The 10,659-nt window shown below is 69.2% G+C and carries 11 protein-coding genes; 9 read left to right on the top strand and 2 right to left on the bottom strand.

What is annotated here, in order from left to right; translation table 11 throughout:
* Positions 1–737 precede the first annotated feature (737 nt).
* From IPJ78_07310 to IPJ78_07295, 4 genes are all read left to right on the top strand, one after another.
* Positions 738–1,121, top strand: coding sequence for a hypothetical protein (locus IPJ78_07310; GenBank protein MBK7906355.1), 384 nt, complete (start codon positions 738–740; stop codon positions 1,119–1,121).
* A 335-nt stretch (positions 1,122–1,456) separates the two neighbouring features.
* Complete coding sequence (locus IPJ78_07305; protein MBK7906354.1) at positions 1,457–1,747, top strand: SGNH/GDSL hydrolase family protein; 291 nt, start codon at positions 1,457–1,459, stop codon at positions 1,745–1,747.
* A complete protein-coding gene (locus tag IPJ78_07300; protein MBK7906353.1) occupies positions 1,744–2,004 on the top strand; it encodes an acyl carrier protein in 261 nt (86 codons plus the stop codon). Before IPJ78_07305 ends, IPJ78_07300 begins: the two co-directional genes overlap by 4 nt.
* Before the next feature lie 31 nt (positions 2,005–2,035).
* Positions 2,036–3,070 (top strand): FemAB family PEP-CTERM system-associated protein, encoded by a 1,035-nt coding sequence (locus IPJ78_07295; protein ID MBK7906352.1) that lies wholly within the window; start codon positions 2,036–2,038, stop codon positions 3,068–3,070.
* 29 nt (positions 3,071–3,099) lie between these two features.
* Here the strand turns inward: IPJ78_07295 and IPJ78_07290 are convergent, their stop codons facing one another.
* Entirely contained in the window at positions 3,100–4,269 is a 1,170-nt protein-coding gene (locus IPJ78_07290) for a glycosyltransferase family 4 protein (GenBank protein MBK7906351.1), read from the bottom strand.
* 320 nt (positions 4,270–4,589) lie between these two features.
* Between IPJ78_07290 and IPJ78_07285 the strand changes: the two genes are divergently transcribed.
* The gene (locus IPJ78_07285) at positions 4,590–5,885 is read left to right on the top strand and encodes an O-antigen ligase family protein (protein ID MBK7906350.1); all 1,296 of its coding nucleotides are present in this window, start codon (positions 4,590–4,592) and stop codon (positions 5,883–5,885) included.
* Between the two features lie 24 nt (positions 5,886–5,909).
* On the opposite strand, the gene IPJ78_07280 is transcribed toward IPJ78_07285, so the two are convergent.
* On the bottom strand, positions 5,910–6,722 hold the full coding sequence (locus IPJ78_07280) for a polysaccharide deacetylase family protein (GenBank protein MBK7906349.1): 813 nt from the start codon (positions 6,720–6,722) through the stop codon (positions 5,910–5,912).
* A 341-nt stretch (positions 6,723–7,063) separates the two neighbouring features.
* On the opposite strand from IPJ78_07280, the gene IPJ78_07275 reads away from it, so the two are divergent.
* The 4 genes from IPJ78_07275 to IPJ78_07260 form a co-directional block, all read left to right on the top strand.
* Positions 7,064–7,306, top strand: a complete 243-nt coding sequence (locus IPJ78_07275; protein ID MBK7906348.1) for an acyl carrier protein — start codon at positions 7,064–7,066, stop codon at positions 7,304–7,306.
* Positions 7,303–9,126, top strand: a complete 1,824-nt coding sequence (locus IPJ78_07270) for an HAD family hydrolase (protein ID MBK7906347.1) — start codon at positions 7,303–7,305, stop codon at positions 9,124–9,126. Before IPJ78_07275 ends, IPJ78_07270 begins: the two co-directional genes overlap by 4 nt.
* The gene (locus tag IPJ78_07265) at positions 9,123–10,226 is read left to right on the top strand and encodes a hypothetical protein (protein ID MBK7906346.1); all 1,104 of its coding nucleotides are present in this window, start codon (positions 9,123–9,125) and stop codon (positions 10,224–10,226) included. The genes IPJ78_07270 and IPJ78_07265 overlap by 4 nt, the downstream gene beginning before the upstream one ends.
* 18 nt (positions 10,227–10,244) lie before the next feature.
* A partial coding sequence (locus IPJ78_07260) for a hypothetical protein (protein MBK7906345.1) occupies positions 10,245–10,659 on the top strand: 415 nt, incomplete at its 3' end.

Genomic DNA, 10,659 nt, shown 5'->3' with positions numbered 1-10,659 from the left:
ATCGTCGGTGCCCTGCACCTGCACGGGTTCCGCCTGCCCGAGACGCCACCGCCTGTTCTACCTCTCGACTGAGCATCTCGGACTTCTGGCGGCGGATCGACATCTACTGGAGGACTTCGTGCAGAAGGTGGTCTTTCCCCGTGTACTTCCCGTTGCGGAAGCGGGGGAGACCCTGGCGCTCGTGGTCGGTACCATCGTCGTGTTCTTCATCCGTGGGCGACGCACGCCTACCAGTGGTTCTGGCTCCGCGGCGAGGGGCTCTGGTCGGCGACCGACGCGCTCTTCTGGGCGATCCCTCGGCGTGCTGCTCATCGGCAACTCGCTCTGGGAGGCGAAGCGTGGGCGCAAGCGCGTGCTGCCGGGCACAAGCGCAGTCTGCGCGCACCCTGATCGACAGGGCGACGCGCCGCCGGCGTCTTCGCGCTCATCTGCACGCTCTGGACAATGTGGGGCGGCCCGACCTTCCGGTGACTGGATTGACCTGATGCGGGTGCCGAGCTTCACGCTGCGCGATGGTCTGGCGGTGGCGGCCGTGCTCGGCACGGTGTTCGCCGTCGCCGTCATCGCGGACCTGACCGGACGGTCGGGCGGCGACCAGGAGACGAGCGCAAAGGCCCCGGCCCCTGCGTTCGCCCCGCATGCGATGAAGACCATCGCCGCGCTCGCCGTGCTCGCGCTGACGGCCTCGCCGTACGCGACCCGGCCGTTCGGCACGCGCCCAGGAGATCGCGCGCGAGATGCGGTTCCCGGAGTTGAACAAGCGCGATGCGAAGGCATTGCAGCGCGGCTACTACGAAGGACTTCAGGGCGTGACCGACCAGAACCCGGAACTGCGCGAACTGATGGCCGATCGCCCGACCGACGGGCAGGACATCTGGCAATCCGGCGTGCTCGTCGAGCGTCCCGACTTCCTCGGTCGGGAGATGCAGCCGATGTGGGGGACGTATCAGGGAGGCCAGTCGTTCCGCACCAACGAGTTCGGGATGCGTGACGGTGCGTATGCCCGCGTGAAGCCGTCGAAGACGTTCCGGATCCGCCCTGCTCGGGCAGTCGTACGTGGCCGGGGACGGCGTGAGCGACGGCGAGACCTTTCAAGAGCAGCTCGTCGAGGACAGCCTTAACGCATTGCAGCGCCCGGCGCGCCGAAGGCCGAGTTCCTCAACTTCGGCGTCGGGTCGTTCAGCGCCGCGCAACAGTTGCTGCTGCTCGACGACCGCGTCCTCGTTCTCCCCGGACGTCGTGATCCGCGTCGCGCTGCCCTGGCGATGCCGAACGGCTCTCGATCCACACGGTCACGCAGGTGCGGCGCGGGTGCAGCCGCCCTGGCCGGCGTTCGCCGCGATGCTGGCCGGCGCGCAAGTCACCAGTGACCTGCGTGAGACCGAGGCCCTGAGCCGGATGGTCGCCATCCAGGACAGCCTGCTCCGGGCTCGTCGAGGCCGAGTTCGTCCGGGAGGTGCGGGCGGCGGGCGCGATCCCGGTCTGGATCTATCTCGACCTGCCCGAGCGCCAGCCGGACCCGGCGCACGTCGCGGCGATGGCGACGCGCGCCCGGAACGCCGGCTTCCATGTCCTCGACTGGTCCGACGTGTACGAGGGGCACGACATGGCGACCCTCCGCTCGTCGAAGTGGGACTTCCACCCGAACAAGGCCGGTCATCGACTGATCGGCGACCGTTTCCACCGCGACCTCGTCGCGGACACCGCGCTCGGCCTGCCGCGCGCCTTCCTGGAGCCACCGCGATGACCCTGAACGCCGACGCCGTCCGTGAGCATGTCCGGACCTACATCCTGAAGGAGTTCCTCCCGGGCGTCGCCGCCTCGGAGCTGACCGACGACACGCCGCTCATCAGCGGCGGCATCCTCGACTCGCTCGCGACCGTGAAGCTCGTGGCCGTGCTCGAGGAGCACTACGGGATCGAGATCCATGCGCACGAGGCGAGCGTCACGCACCTGAACACGGTGCAGGACATCGCCGCGCTGATCCTCGAGAAGAAGTCCTGAGGCGGATCTTGGCGATCGGCCGAGTGCGCGCGTGACGCCGGCGCTGACAGTCGCGCCCTTCGCGGGCGAGGCGGCCGAATGGGACGCGTTCGTCCGGTCACAAGCCGGGTGGACGCACTTCCACCTCTATGGGTGGCGTCGGGTGATCGAGACGGTCTTCGGGCACGAGTGCGTCTTCCTGGCGGCGCGCGACGCCGGTGGGCGGCTCGCCGGCGTCCTCCCGCTCGTGCGGGTGCGGTCGGCACTCTTCGGCCACTTCCTCGTCTCGATGCCGTTCGTGAGCTACGGCGGTCCGCTGGGCGGTGCGTCGGCCGAGCGGGCGCTGATGGACGACGCGGAGTCCCGCGCCAGCGGGACCCACGTGAAGCTCCTGCAGATCCGGGCGCGGCGCGCCCTCGAGACGGCGCTGCCGGTGGGGCACCAGAAGCTCACCGTCGTGATCGACATCCCGGAGGGCGGCCCCGACGCGCTCTTCAAGCAGCTCGGCAACAAGATGCGCACCAAGATCCGCAAGCCGCAGAAGGAGGGGGTCGAGGTGCGCTGGGGCCGGGATCAACTGGAGCCGTTCCATCGGATCCTCGCGCGGAACATGCGCGACCTCGGCACGCCCGTGCAATCACAGCGGTTCTACGAGGTGATCGCCGACACCTTCCCGGACAGCACTTGGTTCGCCTGCGGCTACCTGAACGGCGAGCCGGTCTCCGGCGGTTGCGGATTCATCTGGGACCGGGAGATGGAGATCACCTGGTCGAGCTCGCTCCGCCTCGCGAGCGGGATCCGGCCGGGGTACTTCCTGCACTGGTGCTTCCTCGAGCGCGCGGCGCAGGAGGGGTGCACGATCGCCAACTTCGGCCGCAGCACGCCGAACAGCGGCACGCACGAGTACAAGCAGCAGTGGGGCGGACGTGACGAGCCGCTCTGGTGGTACTATCGCTCGGCGGACGGGAAGGTGTCGACGCCCAATCCGGACGACGGGGCGTACTCCATGGGACCGCGCGTGTGGAAGAAGCTCCCGGTGCCGGTGGCGACGTGGCTGGGGCCGAAGCTGGTGCGCGGGATCCCCTGATCGCCGAACGCACCGGGCCGCACGTCGCATCAGTCGCCGCGGTACCGTCGCTCGTATTCGTCCGTCATCGCCGTGATGCTGAAACGCCGTTGCGCTTCGGCGCGCGCGTGCGCGCCAAGGCGTTCGCGCAGCGGGCGGTCGCCGAGGAGCCTGACGACCGCGTGCGCGAGCGCCGGTGCATCCCCGCCGGGCACGAGCAGTCCGTGCTCGCCGTCCGATATCGCCTCGGGGATCCCTGAGGCCGTCGTCGCGACGACCGGATTGGAGGCGAACATCGCCTCCAGGACGGCCAAGGGTAGCCCCTCCCAGAGCGATGGCATCGTGAAGACGTCCGCCGCAGCCTGCAGGTCGGGCACGTCCCCGCGATTCCCGAGCAGAACGGCCCGGTCCGCAAGCCCGTGCTCGGCGATGTACGACTCGAGTGCCGGCCGCTCGACCCCCTCGCCCGCGATGGCGACCTTCCAACGCGGCAGACCCGCGGTCCGGCTCACGATCGTCATGGCCTCGAGCAGGATCCGGTGCCCTTTTCGCTGCATCAGGCTCCCGACGGCGAGCACGAGCAGGTCGTCCTCGTCGAGCCCAAGTTCCCGACGGACCGACCGGCCGTCGCCCGGCCGATCCGGGATGCCGTTGCGGATGATCTCGATCTCGTCCTCGCGCACACCCAGCGCCTGGACCAGATGGGTCCGGGTGTCCCCCGAGACCGCGACGGTGTGCGCCGAGTGGCGGATGGCCCAGCGGAGGGCGACGCGGCGCTGGAACTTCTGGGTCATCTGTTGATTGCCGTGCATCGTGAGCACGTGCGGCACGCCGGCAAGCCGGGCTCCCGCCGCGCCGTAGACGCTGGCCACGAACTCGTGGTCGTGCAGCACGTCGATCCGGTGCGCGCGCAGGATCTCGGCGAAGTGCTCCGCGCACCCCCAGTCGATCGGACTGCGGAGCCGGTAGCCCTCGAAGTGGATCCCCGCCTTGAGGAAGGTCTGCTTCAGCCACCCATCCCGGTCGTCCGGGCCGATGGCGATGATGCTGTGGCCGCGGCGCCGCAGTTCCTCGGAGAGCTGGAAGACGACCATCTCCGCGCCGCCGAGCCCAAGGGTCTCGATACCCATCGCGATGCGGAGCGGGCCAGCGGAGAGGGCCGGGCGGCGCGGCCCGGCGTGACCAAGGAGCAGCGTGCGGACCGCGGAGGACAGGGCCATCGCAGGAGCGGGAAAGGGAGTGTGGGTCGCGACTCCGGGATCCGGTCCGGGCGCGAATCCTGCACGGGCATGACCCGTGCCAGCAGGTCGTCACTCGGCGATGGATGAAGATAGCCGGGCGTTCGCACGCGTGACGGAGTGTCAGGCCCCTCGTCGCCTTGTCGGGGCACCTCTCCCGAGTACCTTGTCTCCACCCTCCCCGCCTGACGCCGGAGCCGCTGATCCACTCGCCTGTCGCCGCCCCGCTGGCATCCGCCGCGCCCTCCCCCGCGGCGTCGCCCACCCGCCGCCGCCTCGCGGCTGCGGGCACTGGCGCGCAGGTGTACCTGCTCTATCTGGCCTGGTTCAACCTGCTGTTCGACTTCCATTTCTTCCTCGCCTCCAAGGCCGGGGCGGGCATGGGGCGGCTCGGCACGCTGATCAATCTGCCGATCATGATCATCGCGGCGATCAACCTCCCGTCGCTGGCGGGTGGCAAGAAGGCCTGGATGCTCTGCATGCCGATGCTGGTGCTCCTGCTGGTCGGGGTCATCAACGTGCCGACCGCCGAGAACTTCACGTACGCGAAGGACGCGCTGAAGATCCTGCTGCTGTTCTACACGATCGTGGTCGCGAGCGCCGCGCTCATCAAGACACCGCGGCAGGCCCTGCCGCTCGTCTTCATCTTCCTCCTCCGATTCGGCTGGTTCGAGATGTTCGCCAAGGGCTCGGGTCTCGTGCCCTGGCACCCGACGCTCTCGAACTACGACGGCTACGGAGGGCTGATGGTCGGCGCGGCGGGCGCGTGCTCCTGGGCCGCGCTCGGCGCGACGACGAAGCGCGACAAGATGTTGTTGTACCTCATGGCGGTGCTGGGAGTCCTCGGCGTCGTCGCGTCCGCGGCCCGCGGCGCGTTCCTCGCCCTGGTGGTGGTCGGCGGCATCATCTGGCTGCGGTCGCCACGCAAGGTGGTCACCGCGCTCGTCATGGTCGCCGGCGTCATCGTCGTGTTCGCGGGCGCGTCCCTGCTCTTCGAGGAGAACTTCTTCTGGGAGGAGATGAAGTCCGCGTTCGAGGAAGGCAATGACGAGGGGACCGGCAAGCAACGGTGGTCACTCTGGGTCGCGGCATTCCGCGTCTGGCAGGAGCATCCGGTCTTCGGCGTCGGCCCGTCCAACGTCGGGGCATTCGCCGCGGGCTACTTCGCGTGGGGCGAGATCGAGATGTTCGAGAACCCGGCGATGTTCTACGGGTTCAACCTGCACAACGCCTATATGCAGATCCTGTCGGAGTACGGCGCCGTCGGCATGATCGCGTTCCTCTGGCTCCACTTCGACTTCTTCAAGCGCAATCGCGAGCTGCGGGAGCCGGAGGCGATCGCCGCATGGGACGCGGGGGGAGGGCGACGCGCCTTCGACCTGCGTTACCTGTCGATGTCCCTCGAAGCGATGATCATCGCGCTCATGCTGGCCAACATCCTCTACGCGTCACTCCTCGAGTCCTGGCTCTGGATGACATTCGGGTTGAACCGGGTGCTCTGGAGCGTGACGCGGGGCGTGAGCGGTCCCGCGCGTGCCCCTGCGTCGGCGCGAGCCACGCGCGGGCGACCATCGGGGCGTCCACGCACCCTGCGATGAGGGCGCGGTCGGCCCCGGCGGCGGTCAGGACGTCAGATCACGACGGCTCGGATTGACCGTGTCGAGGAACCGTCGACGCCACCGAGCATACCGGGTCGGGCCGAGTGTCGCGCGCATCGAGCGGAGGAACATCTCCTTGGGATGGTTCTGCGCGGCCATCCATCGGTCGCCAAGCACGTAGCGCCGCGCATCGACCTCGGAGACATCGCCGCGGACGGTGCACCGCTTCACGAACGGACGCCCGACTCGCCCGTCGACGTTGACGCCCCAGCGCGTCCCGACGTGCACGGTGTAGCCCGCCGCGGCGAGTTCGCCGCGCAGGGTCAGGCGTGGCGCGTCACCACCGGGGAACGCGATCTCCGTCGTGTCCTGTCCCAGCTCGCGATCGATCTCCGCCTTCGAATCCCGGAGCTCCGAGCGCAGCTGGCCGCGGTCGCACTCGGAGAGGAACGGATGCGAATAGGAGTGCGACTGGACCGACATCCCCCAGGCGCGGATCTCCCGCAACTGGTCCCAGCTCATGTAGCCCGGCCGCCCGACCCACCGAGGGACAGCATAGACGGTGGCCGTCATGCCGCGGGCGCGCAGGGCGGGCATGGCGTGGAGATACTGGCTCTCGGTCGCGTCATCGAACGTGATCGCGACACGCCGCTCGCCGACGGACCGGATCGCGACCTCCAGCGAGCAGCCACGATGATCGAGGGCGCGGATCGCGTCCAGCATCCGCTCGAACATCGCCGTCGGGACCGCGAATCGCTCGGCCCCGCCCCCCGCCGCACGCGTCGAGGGGAGGACATCGTGGTAGCAGAGCGCGACGAACCGGTCGGAGGCGTGCATGCGGGGGATCGGTGGCTCAGGGAGATCATGCGGAACGTCAGCCGTGCGCCAATCGTCGTCGCAAGGAACCGGCCAGCGAACGGACCGCTGCCGATCCCGGCACTTCGACGGCTGGACGACAGATGATGCGGGGTCGCAACAGCGCTCGGTTCGGCAGGACGGACCGGGCGCTTCCCTTCGATGCCTGGTGATGCGGGGTCGCCACAGCCCAAGACCTGTGGCCCTGAGGGGGTCGCGCCGTTCCCCCTGCGCCGCTCGCGAGCGTCGGTAGATTGGAGACGGTACGAGACCTGCCAAAGCAGGTTCGGACCCACCAGCGTGGACTTACAGGGAGAGTCGGAGTGAGCAAGGATCCGGATCAGGCGCTACGGGCAGTGTTCGGGGACGTGTTGGCGTGCGATGTCGCGGCCCTGACCGACGATGCCTCGCCCAGCTCGGTCAAGGGATGGGACTCGGTGAATCATATGCAACTCCTGCTCGCGATCGAGGAGGCGTTCGGGGTGCAGTTCCAGCCGGAGGAGTTCGCCAGCCTCACGACGTTCGGCGCGCTCCGGCAACGGCTGTCGGACGGGACCTCGGCGTGAACGCGGTCACGGATGCAAGCGGTGCCACCACGGCTCCGATCGACTTCTCGCGCCCGTTCAGCACGGCCGAGTACCTGCGGTATTCGCGTCAATTGTCGCACCCCTCGTCGGCGATGTTGCGCGTCGCCGTCCTGGGTACCTGCAATCTCGACTTCTGCCGTCCATACCTGATCGTGGAAGGCGCGCGGATCGGTCTCGCGATCCGCCCGGAGTTCGGCGCATTCGGCCAGGTCGAGCAGGTCATCGCCGACCCGGGCTCCTCACTCTATGCGAGCCCGCTCGACGGCCTGCTCGTCGTGATGCGTCCGGAAGACGTCTCGCCCGATGCGATGGCACGCCCATTCGCCGCGGGACGCCCCGGCCTTGCATCGCTGCTCACGGAGCTCCGCCAGCGCATCGTCCGCTCGGTGACCCAGTTCCGGGAACACTCGAGCGCCCCGATCCTCGTCGCGAACTTCGCCGACCCGACGCTCCTGCCCTTCGGACCGTTCGACGCGAACGTTCCGTTCTCGGTCACCCACGCCCTCGCCGAGGCCAACGCGGCGCTCGTCGGCGACCTCGCGGCATTCCCGAACGTCGCCATCTTCGACCTCGCCGGCCTCGTCCGCCGTGTCGGGACCGCGAACTGGAGCGATCCGCGGCTCTGGGCGCTCGCGCGCGTCCCGGTCGCCGCGGCGCACCAGCCGGCGCTCGCCGCGCAGGTCGTGCGGAGTCTCCGGGCGCTCCGGGTGCCTCCTGCCAAGTGCCTCGTCCTCGATCTGGACAATACGCTCTGGGGCGGGGTGATCGGTGACGATGGGATGACCGGGATCCAGCTCGGCGAGGATTATCCGGGCAACGTTTTCAAGGAGTTCCAGCGTCGCATCCTGGCCCTCCTCGATCGCGGGATCCTGCTCGCCGTGGTGAGCAAGAACGATGCGCCGGTCGCCGAGGAGGTGTTCCTCCGGCATCCGGACATGCTGATCAAGTGGTCCGACATCGCCGCGTCGCGGATCGACTGGTCTCCGAAGAGCCAGCACCTCCGCGCGATCGCACGGGAGCTGAACATCGGCGCGGATGCGCTCGTCTTCTTCGACGACAATCCGGTGGAGCGCGCCGAGGTGCGCCTGAACGCGCCGGAAGTGCAGGTGGTGGAGGTACCGACCGACCCGCTCCAGTACGCGAGCGCCCTCGACCGCATCCCGTGGTTCGACCAGACGTCGCTCTCGGACGAGGACCGCAAGCGCACGGCACTCTATCGCGACCAGAAGGCGCGGACCGAGGGTGCGGAGCAGTTCGGGAACATCGACGATTTCCTCGCGAGTCTCGAGATGACGGCCGAGGTCGGTCGGTGGTCGGACACGACCGCGGCGCGCATCGCGCAGCTCATCGGCAAGACGAACCAGTTCAACTTGACCACGCGGCGGCACACGGCAGCGGATCTCGAACGCATCGCCGCCGACCCCCGCAGCTGCATCGCCTGGATCCGCGTCGCCGATCGGTTCGGCGACCAGGGGCTCGTCGGCGTCGGCATCATCCGCGCCGAAGGCGAGTCCGCGAGGCTCGACTCGCTGCTCATGAGCTGTCGCGTCATGAACCGCCGGGTCGAGCACGCGCTGTTCGCCTACCTCGCCGAGCAGGCGCGACGCCTCGGGTGCCGACACATCGCCGGGGAGTACCTCCCCACGGCGAAGAACGGGATGGTCGCGCAGTTGCTGCCGTCGCTCGGATTCTCCCCCACCGCGGATGAGCCGGTGCAGTACGCGCTGCGATTGGACGAGCGGACGCTTCCATGGCCCGACGTGCTGCGTCGCGTGGATGCGGACACCGGGACGTCATGAGGGTCCGACGATTCGAGGAAGGCGACCGCGCCCGGATCGAGCGTTTCAACGCGCGGCTGCGGGCCGGTGGCGCGGCGTGGGAGGTCTATCCGGAGGGACCCACCGACTCGTCCTCGGAGGAGCCGGTGCGTTCCCGGCTCTTCGTCGCGGAGGTGGATGACGAGGTCCGCGGTGCGGTGTGGCTGCGCGAGCACGAGTTCTGGATCGATGGCCGGGTCGTCCGCGCCGGCTGGGCCAAGTACCCGGTCTCCGAGAGCCTCGTGGACGCCCGCCACGGCGGGGTCGCAGGCGCCTTGATCATCAAGCTCATGCGTGAGCAACCGCTGCTGATGTCGCTCGGGATGGGTGGCCACGGCGGGGCGTTCGCGAGACTGCTGTCCTCGATGCGCTGGGCGACGGACGACGTGCCGTTCTTCGTCTCGATCGTGCGCCCGGCGCGCGTGCTGCGCCATCTGAAGCACCTGCGTCGCACGCGCGCGCGTCGGGTCGCGCTCGACCTGCTCGCCTACTCCGGTCTCGGGTGGGCAGGATGGACGGCGCTCTCCGGCATCCGGTCCCTCGCGACGGACCGGCGTCCCGCGCCGCTCGAGATCGACGTCGTGCCAGGCTTCGGCTCGTGGGCGGATGATCTCTGGCAAGACCTGCGGGGAGCGTACGGATTCACCGCGCGACGAGATGTCGCGATGCTCGACGCGGTGTACCCGGCGAGCATGCCGGTCGAGCGCCTGCGCCTGCGGCGGAGCGGACGCGACATCGGGTGGGCCACTGTCCTCCGGCGGGACCTGTCCGAGGTCCGCGAGACGCCGTTCGGACCGCTCCGCATCGGGATGCTGGCGGACACCTTCGCGCGGCCGGAGGACGCACTCGCGGTGACGACCGCCGCGACGGCGTACCTGCGATCACACGACCTCGACCTCCTCATCAGCAATCAGCGTCACAGCGCCTGGGTGGCGGCCCTCGCCGGCGACGGCTTCCTCCGCGCACCGACGCAGTTCGCCTTCTATCGCTCGCCCGCGATGGCCAAGCTCCTCGCCGCGGCGGCCACGCCACTCGACCTTCACGTGAACCGGGGCGATTGCGACGGCCCCGTGTTCGCCTAATCCGCAAGGGAGCGATCCGTGAGTGCAGCTCGGTCCACCCGGCCGATCATCGTGTTCGGCGACGACTGGGGCCGGAACGTGTCGACGATGCAGCATCTCTTCCGGCATCTCGCACGACGCCACCCGATCATCTGGGTGAACGCCATCGGCCACCGTCCGCCGTCGATCAGCATCGCCGATGCGAAGCGGATCGCGAACAAGATCCGGAGCATCACGGCGGGCGCCCGACGCGGGCCGGCGCCGGTCAACGCGCTCGACGGGATCGGCGAACCCCCGCTCGAGATCGTCCATCCGCGGGTGCTCCCGTGGCATCAGTACGGGTGGAACCGGGCGGTGAACCGGCGTTCGCTCGTGGGGGCGATCCGCGGGGCGCTCGCGCGTCACGGCCTGACCGAGCGCCCGATCCTCGTCACGGGGACGCCGCCCTCCGTCT

It is taken from the genome of Gemmatimonadota bacterium, from assembly GCA_016714015.1.
GTDB lineage: Bacteria > Gemmatimonadota > Gemmatimonadetes > Gemmatimonadales > Gemmatimonadaceae > Pseudogemmatithrix.
This window is presented reverse-complemented; position numbering and strand designations above follow the sequence as displayed.